The organism is Polymorphobacter sp. PAMC 29334, assembly GCF_019431245.1.
Classification (GTDB): domain Bacteria; phylum Pseudomonadota; class Alphaproteobacteria; order Sphingomonadales; family Sphingomonadaceae; genus Polymorphobacter_B; species Polymorphobacter_B megasporae.
In genome coordinates this window covers 625,198-651,000 of record NZ_CP080243.1, presented here as the reverse complement: position 1 = coordinate 651,000, position 25,803 = coordinate 625,198, and the positions used below count along the sequence as shown (strand labels likewise).

Genomic DNA, 25,803 nt, shown 5'->3' with positions numbered 1-25,803 from the left:
GTATAGCGCGGCGATGACGATCGAAGATGCAACGGAACGGCTGGCGGCAGTGCGCGATGCGATCGCGCGCACGGCGGCGCTGGCGAAGCGCGACCCGGCGGCGGTCGAGTTGATTGCCGTATCGAAGACCCACGATGCTGCGGCGATCGAGCCGCTGCTCGCCGCCGGGCAGCGGTCGTTCGGCGAGAACCGCGTTCAGGAGGCAGCGGCGAAGTGGCCGGCCCTGTGCGCAGCGTACCCCGGGGTACGGCTCCACCTTGTCGGCCAGCTCCAGTCGAACAAGGCGCGCGACGCGGTCGAGCTGTTCGACGTCATCCACAGCGTCGACCGGCGGTCGCTGGTGATCGCGCTGGCGGGGGCGATGGCATCGGCGGCCAAGCGCCCCGACTGCTATATCCAGGTCAATATCGGCGACGAGGCGCAAAAGGGCGGGGTCGCACTCGGCGAGCTCAAGGCGTTGCTCGACCTCGCGCGCGCGCACGATCTGCCGGTCGCCGGGCTCATGGCGGTGCCACCCGAGGGGATCGAGCCTGCGCCGTTCTTCGCGCTCCTTGCCAAACTCGCGCGCGATCACGGCCTGCCGGGTCTGAGCATGGGGATGTCGGCGGACTACGAAACTGCGGTGATGCTCGGCGCGACATGCGTCCGCGTCGGCAGCGCGCTGTTCGGTGCGCGGGGCTAGGAAATAGCGCGCGAGTCGGTGTAGCTTCCCGCGATTGGGGAGTTTTCTTTGATGAAATTGAGTTTGTTGATCGGCGCGTGCCTGCTTGCGATCGCGGCGGTGCCGACCGCCGCCGCGCCGTCGAACCCGCTCCTCGCGCCGTGGACCGGCCCTTATGGCGGCGAGCCGAACTTTGCCACGGTCAAGATCGCCGATTTCGCTCCCGCGCTGGACGCCGCAATGGCCGAGAACCTCGCCGAAATCGATGCGATCACCGCGAACAAGGCCGCACCGACGTTCGAGAACACGATTGTCCCGCTCGAGAAGTCGGGCGCGGCGCTCAACCGCGTCGGCGCGATCTTTGGAGTATGGTCGGGCAATCTCAAGTCGCCCGAGTTCCAGAAGGTCGAGATAGCGATGGCGCCGAAGCTGTCGGCGTTCGGCGACAGGATCACGCAGAACCCGGCGTTGTTCGCCCGGATCGACGCGGTCTATAACTCGCCCGCCAAGGCGAAGCTGACACCCGAACAGCAGCGCCTCGTCTGGGTCTACTGGATGCGCTTTACGCAGCAGGGGGCAAAGCTGTCACCGGCAGCGAAGGCCGAATTCGCCGCGAACAACGAAAAGCTCGCGACGCTCTATACCAGGTTCCAGCAGAACGAGCTCGCTGACGAGGAGAGCTATGTCCTGACGCTCGACAGCAAGGCGCAACTGTCGGGGCTGACCCCGGCGCAGGTCGCCGCCGCCGCTGCCGAGGGAGTCAAGCGCGGCCAGCCGGGCAAGTGGCTGATCACCAACACGCGCTCATCGATGGAGCCATTCCTGACCTACGCCGACGACCGCGCTGCCCGCGAAAAAGGCTTCGCGATGTGGACCAAGCGTGGAGATAACGGCGGTGCGACCGACAATAATGCGATCGTCACGCAAATCCTCCACCTGCGCGCGGCGAACGCGAAGCTGATCGGCTACCCGACCTACGCGCACTGGCAGATCGCCAGCAAGATGGCGAAGACCCCCGACAATGCCCTCGCGCTCGAACTCGCCGCATGGAAGCCTGCGGTCGCGCAGGTCAAGCAGGACGTCGCGGTGATGCAGGCGGTCGTCGACAAAGACGGCGGCACGTTCAAGATCGCGCCGTGGGACTATCGCTATTATGCCGAGAAGGTCCGCAAGGCGAAATACAACCTCGATCTCAACGAGGTGAAGCCGTACCTCCAGCTCGATCACGTCCGCGCCGCGATGTTCTTCGCTGCGGGCAAGCTCTACGGCTTCACCTTCACACAGGTCCACGGCCTGCCGGTGTTCCACCCCGACGTCACCGTGTGGGAGGTCAAGGGCCGCGACGGCAAGCATGTCGGGCTATGGTATTTCGATCCGTACGCTAGGCCCGGCAAGAATTCGGGGGCGTGGATGAACGCGTATCGCGAACAGTCGCGAGTCGACGGCGACGTTCCGACGATCGTCTCGAACAACGCCAATTTCATCAAGGCCGATCCCGGCCAGCCGGTGACGCTGTCGTTCGACGACGCCAAGACGATGTTCCACGAATTCGGCCACGCGCTCCACGGGCTCAACTCGAACGTCGTCTATCCGACGCTGTCGGGGACCAATACCGTCCGCGATTTCGTCGAATTCCCGAGCCAGCTCAACGAGAACTGGTTCACCACCCCCGAAGTCCAGGCGATGCTCGTCAACGCGCAGGGCGAGCCGCTCCCCACCGACCTGATCGCCAAGATCAAGCGCGCCGACACGTTCAACGCCGCGTTCGGCGTCGTCGAGGCGCAGGCCAGCGCGATTGTCGACCTCAAGCTCCATCTTGCGGGCGACGTGCCGATCGACCCGAAGGCGTTCGAAAGCACGACCCTTGCCGAACTCGGCATGCCGTCGGAGATCGTCATGCGCCACCGCATCCCGCAGTTCGGCCACGTCTTCGCGGGCGACGGCTATGCCGCGGGCTACTACGGCTATCTGTGGGCGGCGGTGCTCGACCATGACGCGTTCGAGGCCTTCACCGAGGCGGGCGGGCCGTACGATCCGGTCGTGGCGAAGCGCCTCCACGACACGATCACCTCGGTCGGCAACACCGTCGACCCGGCGGTCGCGTTCCGCAATTTCCGCGGGCGCGATCCGAAGGTCGGCGCGTATCTGCGGTCGATGGGCTTTCCGGTTCCTGTCGCGACGCCAGCGACGGGAAGCTGACGATCAACCTGACTTGACCGCTGAATTAGTCGACGACAGTCCCTCTCGCTGAAAGCTTTCTTTCGATGATCTCCCGTCTCGCCCTCGCGGCCGCCCTGCTTGCCGCTCCGGCGCTCGCGCAATCGCCGCCGCAGCCGCGACCCGTGCCGATGCCCCCGCCGACGATCGCCCCGGTCGACAAGCCGTATCCCGGCACGATCACGGTGCACGTCGACGCGACCGATCTCGACCGGCGCATCCTGACGGTTCACGAGACGATCCCGGTCGCGGGACCGGGCCCGATGACGCTGCTGTATCCCGAATGGCTGCCGGGCAAGCATTCGCCGCGCGGGCCGGTCGACAAGCTCGCCGGGCTGATCATCCATACCGGGGCGACGCGGATCGAATGGACCCGTGATCCGGTCGACGTCTACGCCTTCCACATCGACGTTCCGGCCGGGGCGACGGCGATCGACCTCGACTTCCAGTTCGTCTCGCCGACCGATCCGAAGCAGGGGCGCGTCGTCGTCACGCAGAACATGCTCAACCTCGAATTCGACCAGACGACGCTGTATCCGGCGGGGTATTTTACCCGGCAGATCCCGGTGTCGGCGACGGTCAAGTTTCCCGAAGGCTGGAAGGTCGCGACCGCACTGCGTCCGGTCGCCGGTGCTCCAGCGGGTGAAACCACCTTTAACACCGTGCCGTTCGAGACGCTGGTCGACTCGCCGATCTTCGCCGGACGCTACATGCGCGTCATCCCGCTCGACACGTCGTCGCGCCCGGTGACGCTCAACGTGGTGGCCGATCGTCCCGACCTGCTCGCGGCGACCGACGCGCAGATCGCGCCGCATGTGAAGCTGGTCAAAGAGGCGGTCGCGCTGTTCGGATCGAAGCATTTCGATCACTACGACCTGCTCCTCGCGCTGAGCGACAAGCAGGGCGGGATCGGCCTCGAGCATCATCGGTCGAGCGAGAACGGCTCGGTTCCGGGATATTTCACCGAGTGGGACAAGAATCCGGGGGCGCACGGGCTGCTGCCGCACGAATTCACCCACAGCTGGGACGGCAAGTTCCGCCGCGGCGCGGATTCGTGGACGCCGAACTACAACGTGCCGATGCGCAACTCATTGCTGTGGGTGTACGAAGGCGGGACGCAGTATTTCGGCACCGTCCTCGGCGGCCGGTCGGGCATCTGGACGCCGCAGCAGACGCTCGACAATCTCGCCGGTTATGCCGCGACGTATGATGCGGTCATCGGGCGGACGTGGAAGCCGCTGATCGACACGACCAACGATCCGATCACCGCCGCGCGCGCGCCCGAGCCGTGGCGCAACTGGCAGCGGTCGGAGGATTATTACACCGAGGGCCTGCTGATCTGGCTCGACGCCGACACGCTGATCCGCGAGCGGTCGAAGGGCAAGCGCTCGCTCGACGATTTCGCGCATCGCTTCTTCGGGGTCGACGATGGTGCCTGGACCGAGCTCAGCTACACCTTCGACGATGTCGTCGCGGCATTGAACGCGACCGAGCCGTACGACTGGGCAAAGTTCTTGAACGACCGGCTGACGTCGCACGGCCCGGGGGCGCCGCTCGATGGCATCACGCGCGGCGGCTACAAGCTCGTCTACACCGACAAGCAGAGCGATTTCGGCAAGGCCGCCGACAGCGCCGCCAAGCGCATCGATCTCAATTATTCGCTCGGCCTCAGCGTCGGCAAGGACGCCGACCTGACGCAGGTGATGTGGGGCGGCCCGGCGTTCAAGGCGGGGTTGACCGTCGGCACGGTGATCCTCGCGGTCAACGGCGAGGCGTATGACGGTGACGGCCTGAAGCGCGCGGTGACCGCGGCGAAGGCCGGGAAGCCGGTCGAGTTGATGTTCAAGAATGCCGACCGCTTCCGCGTCGTCACGATCGATTGGAGCGGTGGCCTCCGCTATCCGCACCTCGAGCGTAGCGGCAGCGGCCCGGCGTCGCTCGACGCGATCATCTCCAGCCGGACGAAGTAGTTAGGCCCGGCGCCGCCGCCAGCGGATGAGGTGCGCGGCGGCGACGAGGCTGACTCCGGCGACGGTGAGGATGCGCTCGGCGGGCAGACCTTCGTAGAAGGCGACTCCCAGCGTCATCAGGCTCAGACCGGCGGCTCCGAGTGCAAGCGGGACGAGGCCCTCGGGCCACGGATCGCGGGTCAGCACCCACAGGCTGACTGGCAGGGCGAAGGCGAGGAGCACCCAGTGCGTGCCGCTCCCCGCGATCGCGCCGCCGACCGACGGCAGCAGCGCAATCAGCAGCGGCAGGGCAAGGCAGTGAATCAGGCACAGGCCCGACGCCGAGACGGCTGCCCAATCGAGCCAGGATTGCGATGGACGCGACGCGGCCACGCGGGCCTCCCGAGGTTACTTTATATCATCGCTTAAATATGCGTCGTGCGCGGTGATTACAAGCGCGGAAGCAAGCGCCGCAGCACCCAGATGACTGTCAGCGTGACGACTGTGGCGACGGTATCGGCGATCCAGTCGCCCCATTCGGCGTCGCGTCCGATGAAGGGGATCGCCTGGACGATCTCGATCAGCCCGCCGAGCGCGCTCAGCCAGAGCGCGATGCGCCACAATTTCGTGCGCGGCCAAGCCCATGCCGCAGCGAGGCTCAACGTGATGAACGCGGCGATATGGTTGATCTTGTCGCCGTCGCCAAAGTCGGGTGCCTCGGCGTTCGGCAGGATCGCCGCGATGAACGTCCCGATCAGGATGACTGCAAAGATGACGCGAGGGAGGCGCGGGGTCATGCGATATCGATCCAGTCGCCGGGGGCAAGATGCGGCAGAAGGGCTTCGAGCGCCTCGCGGTCGATCGCGACGCACCCGGCGGTCGGGTGCCCGGCGATCATGCAGTGGAGGAAGATCGCGCTGCCCTTGCCCGGGACCGGCGGTGCATCGTTATAGCCAAGCTCGACGATGACATCGTACAGACCGTCGTCGCGCCATAGATGTTCAGCAGAAAACGGGTGCGGGTGGCGGACACGGCGGTTGTACGCGGGGTCGCGCACGTCATCCGACCAGCCGTCGGCCGGGTCGAGCGCGCGCCACGGCAGTGCGGTGACCGGCGCGGCGACGCGGTCGGGACGGATCATCGCCGAGCGGATCGCCCAGCGTCCGCGCGGGGTGCAGCCGTCGCCCTCGTGCTTGCTCGCGGCGGGTGTCGCGCCCGACCGGCCGATCAGGCACGGAGTCGAGACGCCGTCGGCGGTTAGAGTCAGTGCTGCTGTGTCGACGGCCAGGATCATGCGTGCCGCATTACAGATAATGCCCGCTGCGGTCGCGCTTGGTCGCGAGATAATCGGCGTTGTGCGGGTTGGGCGGCATCGAATGCGCGATGCGCTCGACGACGTCGATGCCGTGCGCGGAAAGGCTTGCGACCTTGTCGGGGTTGTTGGTCAACAGCCGAACCTGTCCGACGCCGAGCAGGCGCAGCATCGTCGCGGCGACGGCGAAATCGCGCTCGTCGGGCTCGAAGCCGAGGCGGAGGTTGGCGTCGACGGTATCGAACCCCTGGTCCTGGAGCGCATACGCGCGCAGCTTGTTGATCAGCCCGATACCGCGCCCCTCCTGCTGGAGATACAGCAATATGCCGCCCCCAGCCGCCGTGATCGCGGCCAAGGCGGCGCGAAGCTGCGGGCCGCAATCGCATTTGAGGCTGCCAAGGACATCGCCGGTCAGGCACGCCGAATGAAGCCGGGTCAGCACCGGCGGCGTCGTCCCGCGCGGGCCGATGACCAACGCGAGATGCTCGGGGCCGCCTTCGGCCGGGCGGAACGCGACGACTTCGGTATCGGGGGCGCCGTCGAGCGGCAGGCGCGCGCGGGTGACGATCCGCAGCCGGTCGGCGCGGGCGTAGCTCAGGATATCGGCGGCGGCGGCGGTCAGCGGCGTGCCGCCTCCGGCGGGAATGGCGAAGACTGCCGGCAGGATGCCGCCGAGCTTGGCCAGCCGCACCGCCGCCTGCGCCGCCGCCATCGCGGTCGGCACGCATGTGCGGAACGGTCCCTTGAACGGCAGGCGGAGGTCGTCACCGGGGTCGGCGATCGCGACCGTCGCGGCGAGGTCGAGCCATGCCGGGCGGTCGATCCAGACGACATCCTGCCCCGCCGCTGCGGGCTGATTGACGATGTGGAGCACCGCCGCCCGCCGCGCCGTGACGATGAGCCCGGCGCGCGCATCGGTCTCGAGCCGCGTAAGGACGAGGTCGTCGGCGAGTTCAGTGGCGAGGACATCGAGATCGCCCGCCGGGCTCGTTATCCGAACGACCTGTCCGCGACGGAGCTCGTCGACCGCGCGCGCGACGCTGGTGGCGGCGTCCGGGCTCACAGCGCGAACGTCGCGATCTGCGGGACGTGGTCCGATGGCTTGCCCCAGTTGCGCGCGTCCTCGACAACCTCGAACGCCGTCGCCGACCGCGCCACGCCCGGCGATGCCCAGATATGGTCGAGCCGCCGCCCGCGGTCGTTCACCGTGTGGTCGGCGTTGCGGTAGCTCCACCATGTGTACAGCCGCTCCGGCGCGGGGATGAACGTGCGGCCGAGGTCGACCCAGTCGTGGCTCGCGGCGAGACCGTCGAGGCGGTCGACCTCGATCGGCGTGTGGCTGACCACGTTGAGCAATGCCTTGTGGCTCCACACGTCGCACGGCAGCGGCGCGATGTTGAAGTCGCCGACAATGACGGTATCGTCGCGCAACCCCTCCGACCAAGCCGTCATCCGGTCGACGAAGGCGAGTTTTTGCGCGAACTTGGGGTTGAGCGTAGGGTCGGGAATGTCGCCGCCCGCGGGGACATAAACATTCTCGATAAGCAGTCCGTTCGCCAGCCGCGCGCCGATGTGCCGTGCCTCGCCGTTGTCCTGCCAGTCGAAGCGGCGTTCCTCGGTCAGCGGGACCTTCGACAGCGTCGCGACGCCGTGGTGCATCTTCTGCCCGCAGACGACCCGGTGCGTATAGCCGAGCCGGTCGAACAGCGCGTGCGGGAAGTCGTTGTCGATGACCTTGGTTTCCTGCAGGCACAGGATATCGGGCGAATGCTCCGTCAAGAACCGCTCGACGATGTCGAGGCGGAAGCGCACCGAATTGATGTTCCAGGTGGCGATCGACAGCGTTTGGTTCGGGGACGGCATCGCGGTCATGTAAGCACGCGCGGGCGCTCCACCAAACGAATTAGGCCCCCGCTCCGGGGGCATGGAGCGGGGGCCCGTCTGCGCTCGTCACGCAACGATCGAACCCGAATGCCCAGACAACAGGGGGGCAAATTCCAGACACCGGGCGGCGACCGCATGTCCGTGTTAGCGCCCGCAACATTGCTCGGCCATGAACAGAAAGGTTCATAAACCAGACAATATGCCGCGTGGTTAATTCGACCTTGCGGCGACGTCACGGCCGCGTCGCTAGCCGGTTTTTCCGGGTAGGCTTTTCGCGCGCGGATCGCGGAAACCGAAGCTCGCGGCGGGCACCGCGACGTTGTATTTCGTGCCGCGCAGGGTGATGTCGGTTCGGTTGTTCTGCGCGTCGAGGGCCGTCCAGCCGAGCAGCGCCAGTCCGCCCGGCGCAGCGGCGTCGGTAGCGAAGTTGAGCGTGATCGCGCCATATTCGGGGTGCTTGGGATCGCGCGCCTCGACCAGCAAACCGTTGCCCTGCTGCCCGACAACATGCGCAAAGCGGGCAAGGTCGGCGTCGCCGTCGAGCAGGACGCCGAGCGGGGTGCTCTTGATCGGGTATTGCGAGACCTGGTTGACCTCGTAATCGACGACGCTGAGCCGCTTGCCGTCGGCGACGACGAGCAGCGGTGCCTTGTCGTAGGCGAAGCGGATCTTGCCGGGACGCGACAGAATCAGCTTGCCGGTCGCAACGGTGCCGTTCGCCGCGGTCTGGCTGAAGTCGGCGGTCATCGTCGTCGTCGCCTGCAGCGCCGCCTTGACTGAGTCGATCGTCAACGGGGCAGCGGCGAGCGGGGTGGCGGCGAGGAGCAGGGCGAGAGCGAGGAGCTTCATAGTTCGGCAAATCCTTGAGACCGGCCAGCTTTAGCGCATCATCCGTTGAACCGCGACTGAACCTGTCGGATCACAGTTAATTCTGCTAAATGCCCAAGTTGAACCGGGGGATGGGCAAGATGGCGGGCGACGACGGGCACGCGGGACTGTCGATCGACACGATGATCGATCTCGCCGCCAAGGGCGACAAGATCAAGAGCGAGTATGACGGGTACAAGGCCAAGTACGACAAATACAAGATGCGCTATGACCAGGTTCGCGGCCTGCTCGACACCGACCGGCGGTCGGATGCGCTGTTCGACCTCGGCCTCGAGGGGCTGCAGAAGCTGCTCGGCGAGTTTATCGGCGAAGTCCCCATCACCAAGCTGTTCTGGAAGTCGTACAGCCAGTATTTCACTGCTCTCAAAGACGTTATCATGGTCGCCGGCGTCAACAACGACGTTGCCGCGCTTCAGGCGAAGATCATCGATCTCGCGCAGACGGCGCGGCGCAATGCCGACGCGATGACGAAGCGCTACGCGATAGACGGACCGCTTGCCGGCAAGTTCGACGACGAGGCGGCTTCGGTCGTTCTTGGCTTCAAGCTCAATCGCCCGCTTCTTGAAATGGCCGACGAGGCGATGCACCGGGCGCAGCCGACCGCGTCGGACAAGGCGCTGCGCGATTCGGCGATGCGCGAGGTGTTCCTGCTTTACGGCCATTACCGCGACGCGCAGCGCACCGGGGACGAGTGCATCGACGACCTCCTCGCGCAATGGGCGGCGATGGCGGCGACGCGCGCCGGGGTAATCGCGGCGCAGGCGCGGATCAAGGCGCGGTTCGATGCGCTCAAGACGGGCAAGACCGGGCTGCGGCGCGGGCTCGGCACAATCTTCGACGGGCTGGCAAGCCGCGACCTCGAACTCGCTGCGGTCAACGGTGAAATCCAGGATACCGACCTTGGCGTCGACCTCGAGGCATCGATGAGCGTCGTCGGCGGCCATGCCGACAAATGGGCGAAGAAGCTCGACGCGTGGAACGAGCAGATGCTCGCGATCGGGCTGGCGAAGCACATCTCTAGCCTGATGGGCGGCTGATCCGAACGTCAGGCGCGCGGGTGCGCGTTGCGGTAGACGTCGAGCAGGTGCGCGGCGTCGACCGCGGTGTAGACCTGTGTCGACGACAGGCTGGCGTGGCCGAGCAGTTCCTGGATCGAACGAAGATCGGCACCGCGCGCGAGCAGGTGCGTCGCAAAGCTGTGGCGGAGCGCGTGCGGGGTGGCGCTCGCAGGCAGTCCGAGGCCGGCGCGTGCCGATGCCATCGCCTTGCGGATCAGCTCGGGCGCGAGCGGTCCGCCGCGGACGCCGCGGAACAGCGGGGCCGACGCGCTTCGTGGCCACGGGCATAGGTCGGCATAGGCCTCGATCGCGGCGCGGACGACCGGGAGCAGCGGCACGATCCGTGTCTTGGCCCGCTTGCCGGTCACGGTGATCGTCTCGCCCAGCGGCAGCGCGCTGCCGGTCAGCGCAAGCGCCTCGGCGATCCGCAGGCCTGCGCCGTAGAGCAGCAACACAACCGCGGTGTCGCGCGCCGCAACCCACGGCTGGAGCGCGGCGTCGCCGATGTCGGCGACGAGCGCGCGCGCATCGGCGGGGGACACCGGGCGCGGCACGCGCGCAGCACGCTTGGGCGAGGCGAGGCCGGTCAACCCCGACGCATCGACTCCGGCGGTCGCGGCGAAGGCGTAGAAGGTGCGGAGTGCGGCGACCTCGCGCGCGATCGAGGCGTTGCCCAGCCCCTCGCTGCGCCGCGCCGCGAGGAAGGCGCGGAAGTCGGCGAGGGTGAAAGCCGACAGCGTCGCCGCGTCGACTGCGCGCCCGAGGTGTCGCCCGGCAAAGGCGATGAAGCGGTGGAGGCTCGCGGCATAAGCGCGGACGGTGTTCGGCGACAGCCGCCGCGCATCGGTCAGGCTCGCGCACCATTCGACCACGAGCGCGGTGGCGTCCGCCTCTGCGAGCGCGGTGGTCCCAACCTCCTTGTCATCCTCGCGCACGCGGGGACCCAAGGTCACTTCCCTCGGTGACATTGGCTTCCCGCGTGCGCGGGGATGACAAGATTGTCGGTCACAGGATCGTCTGCCCCGTCTTCGCCCAGTCGCTCGCGAACCCGGCGAGGCCCCGGTCGGTCAGCGGGTGGTTGGCGAGCGCGCGGATCACCGCCGCGGGCATCGTGCAGACATCGGCACCGATCTTCGCCGCCTGGAGGACATGGACCGGGTGGCGGACGCTGGCGACGAGGATTTCGGTGTCGAAGGCGTAATTGTCGTAGATCAGCTTGATGTCGGCGATCAGCGCCATGCCGTCGAAGCCGACGTCGTCGTGCCGCCCGACGAACGGCGAGATGAACGCCGCCCCAGCTTTCGCCGCGAGCAACGCCTGCGTCGCCGAGAAGCACAGGGTCACGTTGACCATCACGCCGTCGTCGGACAGCGTCTTGCACGCGCGCAGGCCGTCGAGCGTCAGCGGCACCTTGATCGTGATATTGTCGCCGAGCGTCAGCAGCTTCGCCGCCTCGCGCAGCATGTCGTCAGCCGACGTCGCGACGACCTCGGCCGAGACCGGGCCGTCGACGAGCTTGGCGATCTCGGCGATCACCTCGAGGAAATTACGCCCCGACTTGGCGATCAGGCTCGGGTTGGTCGTCACCCCGTCGAGCAGGCCGGTACGGCTGAGCTCCTCGATCTCGCGGGTGTCGGCGGTGTCGACGAAGAACTTCATGGCGGCGGCCTCATGGCGGGGATGCGCCGCTGTAGCGCCTCCCCGCGCGCGTCGATAGCCTTCAGGCGCTGCGCGCGCGCATCGCCGTCGGGGTGATCGTGGTGAAGTTGGCGACGTCGGCGAACACCGCTGCGGCATCGGGCGACGAGGTCGCGGCGGCAAAGGCGGCTTCGTCGGCGAAGTCGAGCGTCGTGACTGCAACGAACGGCGCGTCGGGCTGGTCGGCGAACAGCACGCGCGATCCGGTCAAGCCGTGCGGCCCGAACGTCGCGTGGACCAGCGGCATGTGCGTCGCCATGTAATAATCGGAGTCGAAGGTTGCGCCCGGGGTGGCCGGATAGGCGACGATATAGCTGGTCATGGGTGTCAACTCCCCGCCGGTCATGGTGCGCAGCGCGATCGCCGGCCGAATCGCCTCGCCGCACCGTAGCCTGCGGACACGCGCCGCCATAGCCTGGCAACCGGCCGGGGTGGCGGCGATTCGTCCCCGCGCCTATCTCGGGGGCGATGACCGCATCCCGTCCCCGCGTCCGTGTCCTCGTTCTCCAGCACGGCCTCGGCGCGCTCGATTACGCGGTGCCCGACGACCTCGACCTCGGCTACGGCGACATCGTCGAGGTCCCGCTCGGGCCGCGGACGATCGTCGGCGTGGTGTGGGAGGCCGACCGCTGGGCCGCGCGCGAGGTGCCCGATGCCAAGCTCCGCCCCGTCGTCCGCCGCTTCGACGTCCCCGCGATGACCGCCGGGTTGCGCCGCCTGATCGAATGGACCGGCGCGTACTACATGGCTCCCCCGGCGGCGGTGCTGCGGATGGCGCTGTCGGTATCGTCGGCGCTCGTCGCGGCGGCGGATATCACCGAATACCGGCTCGGTGCCGTTCCGGAAAAGCTCACCTCGCTCCGCGCCGCCGCGATCGAGCGCCTCGACGGGCGGCAGGGGTCGGTGCGTGAACTCGCGCGCCACGGCGGCGTGTCGGGGGGAGTGATCCGCGGCATGGTCAAAGCGGCGATGCTCGTACCCATCGCGGTCAGCCCCGACACACCGCCCCCGCTCCCCGACCCCGATTTCGCCCAGCCGGTGCTCAGCTACGAGCAGGCGGTCGCGGCGGAGGACATCGCCCGCGCGGTCGCCCTCCACGACTTTGCGCCATTCGTCCTCGACGGGGTGACGGGGTCGGGCAAGACCGAGGTGTATTTCGAGGGGATCGCGGCGGCGCTTCGCTCTCGCCGTCATCCCCGCGAAGGCGGGGACCCACCACAATCGGTCGGGGTGATGGGTCCCCGCCTTCGCGGGGATGACGGAGAAGGAGGCGGGCGTGCTGGCGAGGGGAAGGCACCAACCCCCACCGGCCAAACCCTCGTCCTCGTCCCCGAAATCGCCCTCACCGCCCCGTGGCTCGCGCGCTTCGCCGCCCGCTTCGGCTGCCCCCCCGTCTCATGGCACTCCGACCTCCGCGGCTCCGAACGCCGCCGGGCGTGGCGCGCGGTCGCCAACGGCACCGCCCGCGTCGTCGTCGGCGCGCGCTCCGCGCTGTTCCTCCCCTACGCCGACCTCCGCCTGATCATCGTCGACGAGGCGCACGAATCGAGCTTCAAGCAGGACGAGGGCGTCCAGTACCACGCCCGCGACGTCGCCGTGATGCGCGCGCAGATCGACGGCATCGCGGTCGTCCTCGCCACCGCCACCCCGGCGATCGAGACCCGCGTCCAGGTCGCGCGCGGCCGCTATACCGAGCTCAAGCTGCCGACCCGCTTCGGCGGCGCACAGCTTCCGCGCGTCGAGACGATCGACCTGCGGACCAACCCGCCGCCGCGCGGCAACTGGCTCAGCCCGCCGCTGGTCCACGCGCTGCGCGAGACCTTCGTCGCCGGCGAGCAGTCGCTGCTGTTCCTCAACCGCCGCGGCTATGCCCCGCTGACCTTGTGCCGGAGCTGCGGCGAGCGGATCGAGTGCCCGCAATGCACCGCGTGGCTCGTCGAACACCGGCTGACCGGCCGCCTCCAGTGCCACCATTGCGGCTATTCGGTGCCGGTGCCCAAGCTATGCCCGGCGTGCGGCGCCGCCGACAGCCTCGTCCCCTGCGGCCCCGGGGTCGAGCGTGTCGCCGAGGAGGTTGCGCGCGTCCTCCCCGACCTGCGCGTCGCGCTGGTGACGTCGGACACGATCTTCTCCCCCGCCCGCGCCGCCGCGCTCGTCGCGAGCGTCGAGGCGCGCGAGGTCGACCTGCTGATCGGCACCCAGCTCGTCACCAAGGGCTATCACTTCCCCGACCTGACGCTCGTCGGCGTGGTCGACGCCGACCTCGGCCTCGCGGGCGGCGACCTCCGTGCGGGCGAACGCACCTTCCAGCAGATCGCGCAGGTCTCGGGCCGCGCCGGGCGTGGAGCCAAGCCCGGCCGCGTCCTCCTCCAGACCCACCAGCCCGAAGCCCGGATCATGCGCGCGCTCGTCGAGTATGACGCGGAGGGCTTCTACGCCGCCGAGACCGACGCCCGCCGCGACCTCGGCCTGCCCCCCTTCGGCCGCCTCGCCGGGATCGTCGTCTCGGGCGAGGACGACGCCGCCGTCACCGCCACCGCCCGCGCGCTGGGCCGCAGCGCTCCGCAAGCCGAAGGCCTCGCCGTCCTCGGCCCCGCCCCCGCCCCGCTGGCAATGCTGCGCGGGCGCCACCGCCAGCGGCTGCTGGTCCACGCGCCGCGGAGCCTCGACCTGCAGGGGATCATCGCTGAGTGGCTCGAGGGGGTCGCGGTGCCGGGCAGCGTGCGGGTGACGGTCGATATCGACCCGTATAATTTCTTGTAAGCGACCGGCCTGCACGCCCCGCTTGACAGTCCTATGGTGAAACTACCATATCAACAGCGATGGATCAGATGAGGCCGGTTGCGTGGATCGGGTCGAGCTACAAGGATTTCCGCTCGTTCCCCGATCCGGTGCAGGACGGCATGGGCTACGCACTGTTTCTCGCGCAGGCTGGCAAGATGTACGGCGACGCCAAGCCCCTTAAAGGGTTCGGCGGAGCCGGGGTGGTCGAAGTGGTCGATGACCACCAAGGCGACACCTACCGCGCCGTCTACACCGTCAAGTTCGACGAAGCCGTCTACGTCCTGCACGCGTTTCAGAAGAAGTCGAAACAGGGTCGCAAGACCCCGATACAGGATCTGGAGATGATCCGCCGACGCCTCAAAGCCGCCGAGGATCACCACCGGCAACACCAGACACCGAAAGGCACGGCATGACCGAAGACCCCGATCTTTCCGTCCAGATGGGCACCAGCAATGTGTTCGCCGATCTCGGCCACGCCGACTCCGACACCCATCTGCTCAAGGCGCAGCTCGTCGCGCGCATGGCCGACGTCATGGCCGATCGCAAACTGACCCAGGTCGCCGCCGCCAAGGCCTCCGGTGTCAGCCAGCCCGACGTCTCGCGCATCCTCAAGGGCCAGTTTCGCGACGTCTCGGTCGAGCGGCTGATGCGCATGCTGACGCGGCTGGGGTGCGAGGTCGATATTGTCGTGCGGCTGGGAGGTCAGGAGGCGCGGCCGTCGACGATTCATTTCAGTTAGGTGCATCCCCCTGAGCGTTATTTCTGTGGCCGAGTCACTGGATATTGACGGGCCTTACTGCCCGCATTAGATTCTCTTAGCCGGGAGTGCGTCACCTTGCACGTTGAAGCCACGGCTTCACCCGGCGTCTAATCTAAGATCGGTCCAATCCACCCCGCCTTGGGAAATCGTACGAGTCCCCATCCGTCGATTTTTCCCGTTGGGGATTGCCTAAACGACGGACGTAGGCGGTTGTACCAAGTTAGATCACCAAACGCTTGTGCCCGCCAGATAGCGCCCGCGACCATATCCACAAGTTGAATTCCGATGCTCAGATGCGATGGAGCGAAGAAAAGTCTTTCGATAAAATTAGCGTAGTTTGAAGTATATTTACCCGACTCTCTGATCAGCCGCTCATGCTGTTGGCGCATGTTGTCGTCGTCACCTTTGCCGCGGTGGTCCGCTACGATTAATCCCATAGTGTCACTGCCGCTCGCTCGCGTAATGTCTTGGAGAAGATACTGAAATCTTTCGGTCACAGGTTTATATATCCGAAAGTACAAATCGCTTTGCGAATTCACATTCCCCAAAGCATAGCTTGTCGCAGATTCGCTGGCGCAAGCCACAATCCGACATGATTTAGCGTCAGTGATCAGCTTAAAGACATTATCACGAAACGTATTTTTGGCAGCGGGTAGCCATCCCAACATTGGATTGTCATCGTCAGTGTTATTGGGCGCGAAAAAGCGCCATTTTAGTTCACCATGATATGCCGAGGCTCGCTTTAGCCCGACCAACTTGTCGCGCATCCCGGACCAGCGATCCTCTGGAATAACGAGCCCTGCCATCACGAAGTACCCTTGGTGTACACTTTCGGGCTTTGACGGGGTACCGCTTTCATCGACGAAGAGTAGGTGCATTCGGCAAAACGATGGCAAACTTGCGACTAAGTCAACCCGACAAATTTCTCAGAATAGCGTCTACTGCCACTGCGAACCGGCCTACACTCAAAGTCGCCCAATATTTCTCTGCAGGCTAGCCTACTCAAGCCCCATGCCCATCGCCCGCCACACCCCCGCCTACCGCGCCCTTTCCACCGCGATGCTCGTCGCCGGGTTCGCGACCTTCGCGCTGCTGTATTGCACGCAGCCCCTCCTGCCGCGCTTCGCCGCCGAGTTCGCGATTACGCCGGCGGCGGCGAGCCTTGCGGTGAGCCTCGCGACGGGGCCGCTTGCGGTGGCGATCCTGTTTGCTGCGGTGGTGGCCGACCGGGTCGGGCATCGGCCGGTGATGATCGGGGCGCTGGGGTCGGCGGCGGTGTTGACGGCGCTGACGGCGGCGCGGTCGGCGGCGGTGTTGACGGCGCTGACGGCGGCGGTGCCGGGGTGGCATCTGCTCCTCGTCATGCGGCTGTTGACCGGGGTCGCGCTCGCCGGCATCCCCGCGGTGGCGATGGCGTATATCGCCGACGAGGTCGACGCCGCCGCGATCGGCCCGGCGATGGGGCTGTATATCGCCGGGTCGGCGATCGGCGGGATGGCCGGGCGGCTGGGAGTCGCGGTGGTCACCGAGCACTTCGGCTGGCGCGTCGCGATCGCCGCGACGGGGGCGACCGGGATCGTCGCCGCGATCGTCTTCGCCGCGTTGGTGCCGCGCTCGGCGGGGTTCGTGTCACGCCGCCCGAGCCGCGCGGCGTGGGTCGCCGGGGTCAGGCGGATCTTCGCCGACGGCGCGCTGCCGTGGCTCTACGCCGCCGCCTTCGTCCTGATGGGGGTGTTCGTCACCGTCTATAATTACGTCGGCTTCCGCCTGCGCGCCGCCCCGTACGGGCTCGGCGACAGCGCGGTCGGCGCGGTGTTCCTGCTGTATATCGTCGGGTCGTTCAGTTCCGCATGGGTCGGCGGCATCGCCGGGCGGCGCGGGCGGCGGAAAATATTCTGGATGCCGATCGTCGCGCTGATCGCCGGAGTTGCGCTGACCGCCGCGACGCCGCTGCCGCTCGTCATCCTCGGGATTGCCGTCGTCACCGCGGGATTCTTCGGCGCGCATTCGATCGCGTCGAGCTGGGTCGGACGCCGCGCGCGCGGCGACCGGGCGCAGGCGGCGGCGCTGTACCTATTCTTCTACTACCTCGGGTCGAGCGTCCTCGGCTCGGCGGGCGGGGTCGCGTGGAGCTGGGCCGGGTGGCCGGGGGTCGCGGGGTTTTGCGGCGTGCTCGGGGTGGCGGCTTTGGGCATCGGCGCGCGGCTTTCGGGGGTGCCGCCGCTGCCTGAACCCGAGGGGTCGGTCGCGCTCGCGTCGGCCGGATGAGCGCCTAAAGGGTGCCTACGGTGTGCGGGCCTGTGCGGGACGGTGTGCGCGTGGTGGTGCGCGGTCAGGTCGAGCGGTCAGCCGAGGCGGATACGAACCGAATTGGCGTGTGCGGGGAGGCCCTCGGCGGTCGCCAAGGTTACCGCCGCGGGGCCGATCGCGGCGAGTCCGGCGGCATCGCAGCCGAGGAAGGTCGTCCGCTTCATGAAGTCGGTGACCGATAACCCGCTGGAAAACCTCGCCCTTCGCCCCGTTGGCAGGACGTGGTTGGGCCCGGCGACGTAATCGCCGACCGCCTCCGGCGTATGCCGCCCGAGAAACACCGACCCAGCGTGGCTAACCCGTTGAAAGAGCGCGTCCGGGTCGTCGAGCATGATCTGCAGATGCTCCGCCGCAAGGGCATCGATCAGCGGGATCGCAGTGTCGAAATCGGGCACGACGATGATCGTGCCATACGCCTCCCAGCTCGCCCGCGCCGACGATTGTGTCGCAAGCTCAAGCAGTTGCCGCTCGACCGCCGCCGCCACCGCATCGCCGAACGCCGCCGAGTCGGTGATCAGGATCGACTGCGCAACAGCGTCGTGCTCGGCCTGTGCCAGCAGGTCGGCGGCGACCCATTCGGGGTCCGATTTGTCGTCGCTGATGACCACAACCTCCGACGGCCCAGCCACCATGTCGATCCCGACCACCCCGAACACCTGCCGCTTAGCCTCCGCCACCCAGGCGTTGCCAGGGCCGACGATCTTGTCGACTTTATCAATGTTTTCAGTACCATATGCCAAGGCCGCGATCGCCTGCGCGCCGCCAATGCGGAAGATCTGATCGACTCCAGCAAGCTCGGCGGCGGCCAAAACAAGCGGATTGAGCCGCCCGCCGGGGGTCGGCGTGACCATCACCACCCGCCCGACGCCAGAAACTTTCGCCGGAATCGCGTTCATCAGCACCGACGACGGGTAGCTCGCCAGCCCGCCGGGTACATACAGCCCCGCCGCAGCGACCGCTGACCACCTGTAACCCAATCGAATCCCAGCAGAATCGGTCGTATCGAGGTCGACTGGACGCTGCGCCGCATGGAACGCCCGGATGCGCTCCGCCGCGAGTTCGAGCGCCGCCAGCACATCGGGAGCAATGCTCGACCGCGCCGCCGCGATCTCCTCACGCGAGACCTCGACGCCAATTTCGTTCAGGTCGATCCGGTCGAACTTCGCCGTCAGCTCGGCAACAGCGACATCGCCCCTTGCTCGGACATCGGCAATAATCGCAGCAACATCTGACGAGACAGCGGCATCACTTTCGCGACGGGCGTCGACCAACGCCTTGAATTCGCACGAGAACCCGGGCGCGGTAGCGTCAAGCCGCAACGGCATGGGGGACCTCAGCGGCGGTGCGGAAGCGCTCGACCCACGGCACGACCTGCGCCGCGCGGGTCTTGAACGCGGCGCGATTGACGATCAGCCGCGACGATATCTGTGCGATCGTCTCGACCTCGACGAGCCCGTTTTCGACGAGGGTCCGCCCGGTCGAAACGAGGTCGACGATCCGGCTGCAGAGCCCGAGTATCGGCGCCAACTCCATGGCACCATTCAACTTTACGCACTCGGCCTGGACACCGCGGCGGGCGAAATGGGCGCGGGTGACGTTGGGATATTTGGTCGCGACGCGGACATGGCTCCACGTCCGCGGGTCGTCGCCGGCAGCTTGCTCGGCGGGTTCGGCGACCGACAGGCGGCACTTGCCGATGCCGAGGTCGACGGGTGCATAGATTTCGGAGAAATCGAACTCCATCAGCACGTCGTTTCCCGCAATTCCAAGCTGCGCCGCGCCGAAGGCGACGAAGGTGGCGACGTCGAACGCGCGCACCCGGATCAACGCTACGCCCTTGAGATTGGTCGAGAATTTGAGCGCCCGACTGTCCTCGTCGGTGAACGCCGCCTCGGGGATGATCCCGGCGCGCGCGAGCACCGGCAGCGCTTCCTTGAGGATGCGGCCCTTCGGCAATGCGATGATCAGTTCGTCGGCCATGCCGCCCGATACCGGCGCGACCGTTGCGCGTCCAGCGCGGCGCTGTCACAGCAACCCGATGACCGCAGCGATCCGCCAAGCCTTCGCCGACCAGGCCGACTGGGCGCGCCGCCTCGATGCGCCGTTCACCGAGCAGCTGTGCGAGACTTTGGGTACGATCATCGACGAGTCGACCGAGACAGGGCGGCGTGTGCTCGGCTGGCGCGGCGATCCGCGCGCCGACGCGCTCGTGCTGCGCCTTCTCGGCGGGCTCAACGCGATGGTACGTGGCGGCGAGGCCCCGTCGCTGGCGGCACTGTATCCGCCGAACCCGCTGCCCGATTCGGCAATGCTTGCGACGGGGTTGGGCGCGACGCTCGCCGACCCGCGCCTGCTGCCGTGGCTCGACTCCGCCCCGCAAACCAACGAGGTCGCTCGCTCGGGGATGCTGATGCCCGGCATGCTGGTCATCGCCGCCGAGACCCGGCTGCCGCTGCGACTGTTCGAACTCGGCGCAAGCGCGGGGCTCAACCTGCGGATGGACGGCTATCGTTATGATTTTGCCGGCCAGATCAGCGGGCCGGGCGACGCCCCGCTGACGCTCGCGCCCGCTTGGCAGGGGCCGCCGCCGCCGTTGGCTCCGGTTATTATCATCGAGCGCTGCGGCGTCGATCTCGCGCCGGTCGATGTTCGCGACCCAGCGGGCCGGGCGCGGCTGCTCGCTTATGTGTGGCCCGACCAGACCGCGCGGATCGAGCGGCTGAGTGCGGCGATGGCGGCCTTCGCCAATGACCCGGCCCCGCTCGATGCAGGCGACGCCGCGCCGTGGGTCGAGCAGCACGTCGCGCCGCGCCCCGGCACGGCAACGGTCGTTTACCACAGCATCGCGTGGCAATATTTCCCGCGTAATACCCAGGCACGGATCGCCGCGCATCTGAAGAAGCTCGCGGCAGCCGCGACCGCTGCCAATCAGCTCGCATGGCTGCGCTGTGAGTTCGAGCAGGCCAACGCTCCACGCCCGACGCTACGCCTGACGATGTGGCCCGGCGGCGAGGACCGGTTGCTCGCGTACGGTCACCCCCACGGTGCGACGGTCGAATGGCTCGGTTGATCCTCGCCTCAGCGAGCCCGCGCCGCTTGGCGCTCCTCGCGCAGATCGGCATCGTCCCCGATGCGGTCGATGCCGCCGACCTCGACGAGACTCCGTTGAAGCGCGAGCTTCCGGCCCCGCATGCGGCACGCTTGGCGGCGGCGAAGGCGGCTGCGGTGGCCGCGCGGCACTCCGGCGCGGTGATCCTCGCCGCCGATACCGTTGTCGCAGTCGGGCGGCGCATCCTGCCTAAGGCGGAAACCGAAGCCGAAGCGCGGATGTGCCTCGGCCTGATCTCGGGACGCCGCCACCGGGTGATTACCGCCGTCACCGTCGTCGACGCTGCCCGAGCCATGAGAAGCCGCTCCGCGTCATCGGAGGTGACCTTCAAACGACTGACCCAGCGCGAGATCGATACTTACATCGACGGCGGCGAGTGGCGTGGCAAGGCGGGCGGCTATGCGATCCAGGGCAGCGCCGTCGCACTCGTTCGCGCCTTCACGGGGTCGTGGTCGGGGGTGGTCGGGCTACCGCTCTACGAAACGCGCGCCTTGCTCACCGCTACCGGGATTGCGGTGAATGTCTGACGCGCTGATCGAATTCGGCATCGGCGAGACCCGCGCGATCGTGCTCGGCGCCGATGGCGGCATTGCCGAGGCCTATATCGAACGCGACGGCGGCTGGCGTGCGGGCGATGTCCGTGAGGTCCGGCTGACGACGATCCTCGCTCCCGGCGTGCGCGGCATCGTCGGTGTCGGCGGGGTCGAAGCATTGCTTGAGCCACTACCGCGCGCGTTGACTGAGGGCATGACGCTACGCGTCGAGGTCGTGCGCGAGGCGCTCGCTGAGGCAGGGCGACTCCGGTTGGCGAAGGTGATTGCGACCACTGCCCCGGTCGGCTCGGGGCCAGCGCTTGCCGACCGGTTGCGCAGCAGCGGAGTGGCGGTGCGCGAGGCCAGCCGACACGGCCCTGACCTGTTCGAGGCGGTCGGGTGGAGCGAGGTCGTCGAGGCGGCGCTGACCGGGCATGTGCTCTTCTCCGGCGGATCGCTGACAATCAGCCCGACCCCGGCGATGACGGTGATCGACGTCGACGGCGCATTGCCCCCGGTCGAACTCGCCCTCGCCGCCGCCGATGCCGCCAGCGCCGCGATCCGCCGATTCGACTTGACCGGATCGATCGGCATCGACTTCCCGACGGTGGCCGACAAGGCGGCGCGAACCGCGATCGGCGCGCGGCTCGATGTCGCGTTGCCGCAGCCGTTCGAGCGGACCGCGGTCAACGGCTTTGGTTTCGCCCAGATCGTCCGGCCGCGCCTGCGTGCGTCGTTCGTCGAGGTGTTGCGCGTCGACTCGCACGCGACGGCGGCGCTACGGCTGCTCCGCCAGGCCGAACGTGGCGCTGCCGGGCGCTGCACGCTGGTCGCCGCTGCGCCGGTCATCGCATGGCTCGACGCCCGGCCCGAGCTCGTCGCCGAACTCGCTCGCCGTGTCGGCGGCACCGTCGCCTTGCGGGTCGACCCGTCGCCAACTACGTCGGGGTATGTCGCGCCCTGATCCCGCTCCGCCTGCCTGCGTCCGTTGCGGCAAGCCGCAAGTTGCCGCGGTCGCGCCGTTCTGTTCGGCGGGGTGCAAGGACCGCGACTTGCTCGACTGGCTCGACGAGCGTCACGCAATTCCGGGGGAAGCGCTGGACAACGACCGCGAGCACGACTAAATCCGCCGCTCGCTTGGCGAAGCGCCCGGGTAGCTCAGGGGTAGAGCAGGGGATTGAAAATCCCCGTGTCGGTGGTTCAAATCCGCCCCCGGGCACCACGCAGTTGTTCGCGCAACTTAGAGCGCGTCCCCAGCCACGCTAACGATCGTATCAGCCACCATTACGGTAGCAGACCAACAAGGCCGCGGTGGTCAGTGCCGGGCGATGCGAGCCTCGTCGCTCGGTCGATGGCGCCTCCGGCCCTTCAGCCGGTCCATCCGCAACGCGTCATTCCGCTCGACAGATATTAAGGGCTGGGACAAGCTAAGGTCCGATCCAACCATCTTCGAGGAATGTCCATGGCCTGGTACAAGGACTCCGGCAAACTATCGACAAACAACCACGCCAACTTCGACAAGCTGTAGAAGCCCGGGGAGACGCCGCCCGACAACGGCATCTACGAGTGCCAGGGTTGCGGTGACGAGATAGCGTCGAACAAAGGCGTGCAATTGCCCTCGCAGAACCATACCCAGCACAGTCCGCAGCAGGGTGCAATCTGGTGGAAGATGATCGTCAGCTGCGAGAACCGTTGAAGCATCACGCGGATGTGCGACATTCGCCGGGCCGAAGGCTTCAACGAGCGATCGAAGGCGCAGGACGGTCGAACATTACGGAGCAAAATCAAGACTTGCTCGTCTTCCGATGGGCCTTGGCGAGCCTAGGCGACTAAGGGATATGGTCGGCATTCTACAACAGCGGTCGGGTGCCGTGTCCCGTGGAAGACGGTTTCAGGCAACGGCTCATCTATCCAAGACGGACAAGGCCGCTTTCGCAGCCTACGCCCAGACGGTCGGCCTTGACGCATCTTCGCTGCTCGTCGTGCTTCTTCTACGCGGCCATAGAGTCGCCGGCGAACCGGGACTTCTCGCAGACCCCCGATACAACGTCGCGGCGCACGGCGCCAAGATTACCGCGCACACGACGTCCGACGATGTCGCCGCACGGATCGTGGAAATCGTGAAGCGGAGCGGGTTGACTACATCGCGCTTCTGCGGCGTTGTCGTGCGTCTCGAGTTGGACCGACGCTGGCTGGCCGGAGAGACGCTTCAAACGACTCACGTTGAGTCGCGAAATAAAACGGTGTAGGATTGAAAATGTCAGGTAGGGGTGACGCGATGCAGCAGACGACCGAAGCTCCTCTTCTCTCCAAGTTCGTGATCGGCGATCTCGCGCTTCGATCCGCTCTGGAACTCGAGCTGGCCAAGAACTGCATGAAGTTCAGCCCGTTGCCGCTCCAGGACCTCGCGCAGGCCTTGCGCCAAACGTCGTTCCCGTCATCTGCGAACGCGGCAGCGGCGATGCGGCCGGGCTACTTCGAATCATTCAACCGGGTGTCCAGCAGTGAGACCGCCGGCTCCGGCGACGACGGTGCCATCGATCGTCTACTGGACTGGGCCGTCGACGGGCTAAACCGCTTGGCGGATCAGCATGGCCGGGGAGATGATTCGGACAAGGTCGTCGATTTCTGCCTTAAACTCCATTCCGAGTTCGTGGGTCGACCAGCTGCGGAGGCGAGATTTGGACGATCTGGAACAATCGCGGCACCGGCTAGCTTCGGCTAGACGTCGCGTAGACGCATTCGCGGAGCAGATCGTACAGCTGCGCAACTCCAGCTTCCCACACGAGGACGGCAAGGAGGCGCTCGGTTATCTCGACGCACATTTCGTAAAAATCCGAGCGAGATTGGGAGAGGAGTTGGCTGCTCTCAGACCCGATCTGGTCGACGACTTGTGCGCAAACGCCATCGTCCAGGTCGGCAAGTCGATCGTCATCCTCGGACTGATCCTTCGATCCACGAACGTCCGGAACCCCTTCGAACTGCACTACGCCCTTGGTGAGATGGTGCGGAGGACGATCGGAGACGACGTGCGCGTGCTGGTCTCATCGGAATGGCAGTACACGCCGTTCACCTGGCCGATGAACTTCGACATCCTACCTACATTCGTAATCATCGGTACGCCCGCCTCGGAATCGGGGAACGCCCTCGTCTCGCCCCTTGCCGGACACGAGATCGGCCACACGGCCTGGCGGCGGTATTCTGTGATAAGAGATGAATCAGCGAAAGCCATCGGGCCAGCAGTCGACGCTCAGCTCTTGGCGCGTCCCAGTGTGGAAAAACGCTTGCTCGAACAGATGAAACTCGATGACCTCGGTCGGCGATCTGTCGCCGAACGATGTTCATACAATGCCGCTCAACAGATCGAGGAGATCTTCTGCGACTTCTTCGGACTCCACCTATTTGGAACGGCATATCTCCACGCATACGACTATTTCATCGCTCCCGGAGCGGACATGACCACTCTTTCTTATCCATCCGATCTAAGCAGGCTGCGGTTCCTTGTAGAGGCGGCAACCGATTGGTCGATGCATCTCGACCGCGACTTCACGGAAAGGTGGATGTCTCCGAAACCGCCCAAAGGCGAAGCCGACATGCACGAGATCGTGACGGCAGCCGTCGCCGAGGTGGTGCCAATGATGCGCACCCTCCTGTCCGAGGAAATGCAGCGGCGCGGTCTCGTCCTCCCCAGAGAGCAGCGTGTCAAAGATGTCCTTGAAGCGTTCCGTCGGAACGAGCCTCACGAAGGCGAGGCCTCGTTCGCCGAGATCATCATCGCGGGGTGGCGCCGGCTCGCCAATCCTGAGGGAATGGCCGGGAAGAGCGATACTGAGAAGCTGCGCATCCTCAACGACCTGATTCTGAAGTCGGTCGAAGTGGCGGAATACCGAGACAAGGTCAGCCGCGATGCTTAACACCGACGAGATCGCCATGCGGCTCAACCATCCGGTGACGAACCACGACCGTCTGGCCATCGTTCCACGTCCCAACCTCGACGCGATGTTCACGCGGTCGGCGACGTCGGTGGATCTCAGACTTGGTCGCTGGTTCAGGAGCTTCAAGCAGAACCAAACCCCGAATTTCCCGCTGTGGCGTGACGGACCCGATGACGACGGAAACGACACGTCCGGCATCGGCACCAAAGAGCACTTCGTGCGCTTCGGCGAGGAGTTCATCCTCCATCCCGGCCGCTTCGTCCTCGGCGTGACGCTCGAATGGCTGTCTCTTCCGTCAACCCTGTCCGGTTACGTCACCGGCAAGTCGTCGCTGGGTCGGCACGGGCTCATCATAGAGACGGCCGCCGGCATACATCCCAAATTCACCGGATGCCTCACTCTGGAACTGGCGAATTGCGGAGAAATTCCGCTGACGCTCGCTCCCGGCATGTCGATCTGTCAGATATTCCTGCATTCGACGAAGACCGGTTCCGGCAGCAGCGGCGGTGACTTCTCCAGACAGCGCAAGCCCTCGATAAAGCTGCCTTCGCGTGATCCGGTGTTCGACAAGCTCAGAGCGAGCCGCGCGGATCGCCCACCAACACCGGCGCCGGATATCGCGGTAACGTCGCCGGACGTGGAAGCGGCATGAGCCGACATCGTTAGTCAGGTGCCACGTCTGTTCACGGAGAGGCATCCGGACCC

At 66.6% G+C, this 25,803-nt stretch carries 27 protein-coding genes and 1 tRNA gene; 16 read left to right on the top strand and 12 right to left on the bottom strand.

What is annotated here, in order from left to right; translation table 11 throughout:
* Positions 1-13: 13 nt before the first annotated feature.
* From KZX46_RS06985 to KZX46_RS06975, 3 genes are all read left to right on the top strand, one after another.
* Positions 14-682 carry a YggS family pyridoxal phosphate-dependent enzyme gene (locus KZX46_RS06985; RefSeq protein ID WP_216710291.1) on the top strand — a complete coding sequence of 223 codons (669 nt, stop codon included), beginning with the start codon at positions 14-16 and terminating at the stop codon, positions 680-682.
* A gap of 51 nt (positions 683-733) precedes the next feature.
* The gene (locus KZX46_RS06980) at positions 734-2,860 is read left to right on the top strand and encodes a M3 family metallopeptidase (RefSeq protein WP_226896141.1); all 2,127 of its coding nucleotides are present in this window, start codon (positions 734-736) and stop codon (positions 2,858-2,860) included.
* 65 nt (positions 2,861-2,925) lie between these two features.
* Entirely contained in the window at positions 2,926-4,848 is a 1,923-nt protein-coding gene (locus KZX46_RS06975) for a M61 family metallopeptidase (RefSeq protein ID WP_219776007.1), read from the top strand.
* On the opposite strand, the gene KZX46_RS06970 is transcribed toward KZX46_RS06975, so the two are convergent.
* The 6 genes from KZX46_RS06970 to KZX46_RS06950 all read right to left on the bottom strand — a co-directional run bounded on the left by KZX46_RS06970 (position 4,849) and on the right by KZX46_RS06950 (position 8,872).
* Positions 4,849-5,220 carry a MerC domain-containing protein gene (locus KZX46_RS06970; protein WP_219776006.1) on the bottom strand — a complete coding sequence of 124 codons (372 nt, stop codon included), beginning with the start codon at positions 5,218-5,220 and terminating at the stop codon, positions 4,849-4,851.
* A gap of 56 nt (positions 5,221-5,276) precedes the next feature.
* Positions 5,277-5,624: a teicoplanin resistance protein VanZ gene (locus KZX46_RS06965; RefSeq protein WP_216710295.1), complete on the bottom strand. Its 348-nt coding sequence runs from the start codon at positions 5,622-5,624 to the stop codon at positions 5,277-5,279.
* Positions 5,621-6,121, bottom strand: a complete 501-nt coding sequence (locus KZX46_RS06960) for a L,D-transpeptidase (protein ID WP_219776005.1) — start codon at positions 6,119-6,121, stop codon at positions 5,621-5,623. The genes KZX46_RS06965 and KZX46_RS06960 overlap by 4 nt, the downstream gene beginning before the upstream one ends.
* Positions 6,122-6,131: 10 nt before the next feature.
* Positions 6,132-7,202 carry a GTP cyclohydrolase II gene (gene ribA / locus KZX46_RS06955; protein WP_226896140.1) on the bottom strand — a complete coding sequence of 357 codons (1,071 nt, stop codon included), beginning with the start codon at positions 7,200-7,202 and terminating at the stop codon, positions 6,132-6,134.
* Positions 7,199-8,002 (bottom strand): exodeoxyribonuclease III, encoded by an 804-nt coding sequence (locus KZX46_RS22790; RefSeq protein WP_226896262.1) that lies wholly within the window; start codon positions 8,000-8,002, stop codon positions 7,199-7,201. The genes ribA and KZX46_RS22790 overlap by 4 nt, the downstream gene beginning before the upstream one ends.
* A 267-nt stretch (positions 8,003-8,269) precedes the next feature.
* A complete protein-coding gene (locus tag KZX46_RS06950; RefSeq protein WP_219776003.1) occupies positions 8,270-8,872 on the bottom strand; it encodes an outer membrane lipoprotein carrier protein LolA in 603 nt (200 codons plus the stop codon).
* Positions 8,873-8,991: 119 nt separating this feature from the next.
* Here KZX46_RS06950 and KZX46_RS06945 point away from each other — a divergent pair, with 119 nt between their 5' ends.
* Positions 8,992-9,948 carry a hypothetical protein gene (locus tag KZX46_RS06945; RefSeq protein ID WP_219776002.1) on the top strand — a complete coding sequence of 319 codons (957 nt, stop codon included), beginning with the start codon at positions 8,992-8,994 and terminating at the stop codon, positions 9,946-9,948.
* Positions 9,949-9,956: 8 nt separating this feature from the next.
* Here KZX46_RS06945 and KZX46_RS06940 read toward each other — a convergent pair whose 3' ends face one another.
* The 3 genes from KZX46_RS06940 to KZX46_RS06930 form a co-directional block, all read right to left on the bottom strand.
* Complete coding sequence (locus tag KZX46_RS06940; RefSeq protein WP_226896261.1) at positions 9,957-10,841, bottom strand: tyrosine recombinase XerC; 885 nt, start codon at positions 10,839-10,841, stop codon at positions 9,957-9,959.
* 133 nt (positions 10,842-10,974) lie between these two features.
* Positions 10,975-11,628 (bottom strand): fructose-6-phosphate aldolase, encoded by a 654-nt coding sequence (gene fsa, locus KZX46_RS06935; RefSeq protein ID WP_219776000.1) that lies wholly within the window; start codon positions 11,626-11,628, stop codon positions 10,975-10,977.
* A gap of 61 nt (positions 11,629-11,689) precedes the next feature.
* The gene (locus KZX46_RS06930; RefSeq protein ID WP_226896139.1) at positions 11,690-11,989 is read right to left on the bottom strand and encodes an EthD family reductase; all 300 of its coding nucleotides are present in this window, start codon (positions 11,987-11,989) and stop codon (positions 11,690-11,692) included.
* Positions 11,990-12,135: 146 nt separating this feature from the next.
* Between KZX46_RS06930 and priA the strand changes: the two genes are divergently transcribed.
* Genes priA through KZX46_RS06915 form a run of 3 tightly spaced genes read left to right on the top strand, consistent with a single transcriptional unit; the run spans position 12,136 to position 15,190 of the window.
* Positions 12,136-14,430: a primosomal protein N' gene (gene priA, locus KZX46_RS06925; protein WP_226896138.1), complete on the top strand. Its 2,295-nt coding sequence runs from the start codon at positions 12,136-12,138 to the stop codon at positions 14,428-14,430.
* 59 nt (positions 14,431-14,489) lie between these two features.
* Positions 14,490-14,864 carry a type II toxin-antitoxin system RelE/ParE family toxin gene (locus tag KZX46_RS06920; RefSeq protein ID WP_219775999.1) on the top strand — a complete coding sequence of 125 codons (375 nt, stop codon included), beginning with the start codon at positions 14,490-14,492 and terminating at the stop codon, positions 14,862-14,864.
* Positions 14,861-15,190, top strand: coding sequence for a helix-turn-helix domain-containing protein (locus tag KZX46_RS06915; protein WP_219775998.1), 330 nt, complete (start codon positions 14,861-14,863; stop codon positions 15,188-15,190). The genes KZX46_RS06920 and KZX46_RS06915 overlap by 4 nt, the downstream gene beginning before the upstream one ends.
* A 128-nt stretch (positions 15,191-15,318) precedes the next feature.
* Here KZX46_RS06915 and KZX46_RS06910 read toward each other — a convergent pair whose 3' ends face one another.
* A complete protein-coding gene (locus KZX46_RS06910; RefSeq protein ID WP_219775997.1) occupies positions 15,319-16,089 on the bottom strand; it encodes a DUF3800 domain-containing protein in 771 nt (256 codons plus the stop codon).
* 133 nt (positions 16,090-16,222) lie between these two features.
* Between KZX46_RS06910 and KZX46_RS06905 the strand changes: the two genes are divergently transcribed.
* Positions 16,223-17,479: an MFS transporter gene (locus KZX46_RS06905; protein ID WP_219775996.1), complete on the top strand. Its 1,257-nt coding sequence runs from the start codon at positions 16,223-16,225 to the stop codon at positions 17,477-17,479.
* Positions 17,480-17,556: 77 nt separating this feature from the next.
* On the opposite strand, the gene hisD is transcribed toward KZX46_RS06905, so the two are convergent.
* Both hisD and hisG read right to left on the bottom strand, forming a co-directional pair.
* Entirely contained in the window at positions 17,557-18,846 is a 1,290-nt protein-coding gene (gene hisD / locus KZX46_RS06900; RefSeq protein ID WP_219775995.1) for a histidinol dehydrogenase, read from the bottom strand.
* Positions 18,830-19,501: an ATP phosphoribosyltransferase gene (gene hisG, locus KZX46_RS06895; protein ID WP_219775994.1), complete on the bottom strand. Its 672-nt coding sequence runs from the start codon at positions 19,499-19,501 to the stop codon at positions 18,830-18,832. Before hisG ends, hisD begins: the two co-directional genes overlap by 17 nt.
* On the opposite strand from hisG, the gene KZX46_RS06890 reads away from it, so the two are divergent.
* The 8 genes from KZX46_RS06890 (at position 19,482) to dcd (ending at position 25,750) form a co-directional block, all read left to right on the top strand.
* Positions 19,482-20,591: a DUF2332 domain-containing protein gene (locus KZX46_RS06890; RefSeq protein ID WP_219775993.1), complete on the top strand. Its 1,110-nt coding sequence runs from the start codon at positions 19,482-19,484 to the stop codon at positions 20,589-20,591. The two genes, hisG and KZX46_RS06890, sit on opposite strands and share 20 nt — an antisense overlap.
* Positions 20,579-21,157: a nucleoside triphosphate pyrophosphatase gene (locus tag KZX46_RS06885; RefSeq protein WP_219775992.1), complete on the top strand. Its 579-nt coding sequence runs from the start codon at positions 20,579-20,581 to the stop codon at positions 21,155-21,157. The genes KZX46_RS06890 and KZX46_RS06885 overlap by 13 nt, the downstream gene beginning before the upstream one ends.
* The gene (locus KZX46_RS06880) at positions 21,150-22,127 is read left to right on the top strand and encodes a ribonuclease E/G (protein WP_219775991.1); all 978 of its coding nucleotides are present in this window, start codon (positions 21,150-21,152) and stop codon (positions 22,125-22,127) included. The genes KZX46_RS06885 and KZX46_RS06880 overlap by 8 nt, the downstream gene beginning before the upstream one ends.
* Positions 22,114-22,287 (top strand): DNA gyrase inhibitor YacG, encoded by a 174-nt coding sequence (yacG, locus tag KZX46_RS06875; protein ID WP_219775990.1) that lies wholly within the window; start codon positions 22,114-22,116, stop codon positions 22,285-22,287. The genes KZX46_RS06880 and yacG overlap by 14 nt, the downstream gene beginning before the upstream one ends.
* 23 nt (positions 22,288-22,310) lie before the next feature.
* Positions 22,311-22,385: transfer RNA gene (locus KZX46_RS06870), tRNA-Phe, on the top strand.
* 1,056 nt (positions 22,386-23,441) lie between these two features.
* Positions 23,442-23,888: a hypothetical protein gene (locus KZX46_RS06865; RefSeq protein ID WP_216710310.1), complete on the top strand. Its 447-nt coding sequence runs from the start codon at positions 23,442-23,444 to the stop codon at positions 23,886-23,888.
* Complete coding sequence (locus KZX46_RS06860) at positions 23,845-25,077, top strand: hypothetical protein (RefSeq protein WP_216710311.1); 1,233 nt, start codon at positions 23,845-23,847, stop codon at positions 25,075-25,077. The genes KZX46_RS06865 and KZX46_RS06860 overlap by 44 nt, the downstream gene beginning before the upstream one ends.
* Complete coding sequence (gene dcd, locus KZX46_RS06855; protein ID WP_219775989.1) at positions 25,070-25,750, top strand: dCTP deaminase; 681 nt, start codon at positions 25,070-25,072, stop codon at positions 25,748-25,750. The genes KZX46_RS06860 and dcd overlap by 8 nt, the downstream gene beginning before the upstream one ends.
* The last annotated feature ends 53 nt before the right edge of the window (positions 25,751-25,803 follow it).

Bases quoted from the DNA above. Each gene is read 5' to 3' on its own strand.
- KZX46_RS06910 (WP_219775997.1), bottom strand. From the start codon at position 16,089: ATGCACCTACTCTTCGTCGATGAAAGCGGTACCCCGTCAAAGCCCGAA.
- dcd (WP_219775989.1), top strand. From the start codon at position 25,070: ATGCTTAACACCGACGAGATCGCCATGCGGCTCAACCATCCGGTGACG.
- KZX46_RS06905 (WP_219775996.1), top strand. From the start codon at position 16,223: ATGCCCATCGCCCGCCACACCCCCGCCTACCGCGCCCTTTCCACCGCG.
- KZX46_RS06965 (WP_216710295.1), bottom strand. From the start codon at position 5,624: ATGACCCCGCGCCTCCCTCGCGTCATCTTTGCAGTCATCCTGATCGGG.
- KZX46_RS22790 (WP_226896262.1), bottom strand. From the start codon at position 8,002: ATGCCGTCCCCGAACCAAACGCTGTCGATCGCCACCTGGAACATCAAT.
- KZX46_RS06865 (WP_216710310.1), top strand. From the start codon at position 23,442: ATGCAGCAGACGACCGAAGCTCCTCTTCTCTCCAAGTTCGTGATCGGC.
- hisG (WP_219775994.1), bottom strand. From the start codon at position 19,501: ATGGCCGACGAACTGATCATCGCATTGCCGAAGGGCCGCATCCTCAAG.
- KZX46_RS06945 (WP_219776002.1), top strand. From the start codon at position 8,992: ATGGCGGGCGACGACGGGCACGCGGGACTGTCGATCGACACGATGATC.
- yacG (WP_219775990.1), top strand. From the start codon at position 22,114: ATGTCGCGCCCTGATCCCGCTCCGCCTGCCTGCGTCCGTTGCGGCAAG.
- KZX46_RS06890 (WP_219775993.1), top strand. From the start codon at position 19,482: ATGATCAGTTCGTCGGCCATGCCGCCCGATACCGGCGCGACCGTTGCG.
- KZX46_RS06930 (WP_226896139.1), bottom strand. From the start codon at position 11,989: ATGACCAGCTATATCGTCGCCTATCCGGCCACCCCGGGCGCAACCTTC.
- KZX46_RS06880 (WP_219775991.1), top strand. From the start codon at position 21,150: ATGTCTGACGCGCTGATCGAATTCGGCATCGGCGAGACCCGCGCGATC.
- KZX46_RS06915 (WP_219775998.1), top strand. From the start codon at position 14,861: ATGACCGAAGACCCCGATCTTTCCGTCCAGATGGGCACCAGCAATGTG.
- KZX46_RS06985 (WP_216710291.1), top strand. From the start codon at position 14: ATGACGATCGAAGATGCAACGGAACGGCTGGCGGCAGTGCGCGATGCG.
- KZX46_RS06950 (WP_219776003.1), bottom strand. From the start codon at position 8,872: ATGAAGCTCCTCGCTCTCGCCCTGCTCCTCGCCGCCACCCCGCTCGCC.
- KZX46_RS06885 (WP_219775992.1), top strand. From the start codon at position 20,579: ATGGCTCGGTTGATCCTCGCCTCAGCGAGCCCGCGCCGCTTGGCGCTC.
- KZX46_RS06920 (WP_219775999.1), top strand. From the start codon at position 14,490: ATGGATCAGATGAGGCCGGTTGCGTGGATCGGGTCGAGCTACAAGGAT.
- KZX46_RS06960 (WP_219776005.1), bottom strand. From the start codon at position 6,121: ATGATCCTGGCCGTCGACACAGCAGCACTGACTCTAACCGCCGACGGC.
- KZX46_RS06975 (WP_219776007.1), top strand. From the start codon at position 2,926: ATGATCTCCCGTCTCGCCCTCGCGGCCGCCCTGCTTGCCGCTCCGGCG.
- KZX46_RS06980 (WP_226896141.1), top strand. From the start codon at position 734: ATGAAATTGAGTTTGTTGATCGGCGCGTGCCTGCTTGCGATCGCGGCG.
- fsa (WP_219776000.1), bottom strand. From the start codon at position 11,628: ATGAAGTTCTTCGTCGACACCGCCGACACCCGCGAGATCGAGGAGCTC.
- hisD (WP_219775995.1), bottom strand. From the start codon at position 18,846: ATGCCGTTGCGGCTTGACGCTACCGCGCCCGGGTTCTCGTGCGAATTC.
- priA (WP_226896138.1), top strand. From the start codon at position 12,136: ATGACCGCATCCCGTCCCCGCGTCCGTGTCCTCGTTCTCCAGCACGGC.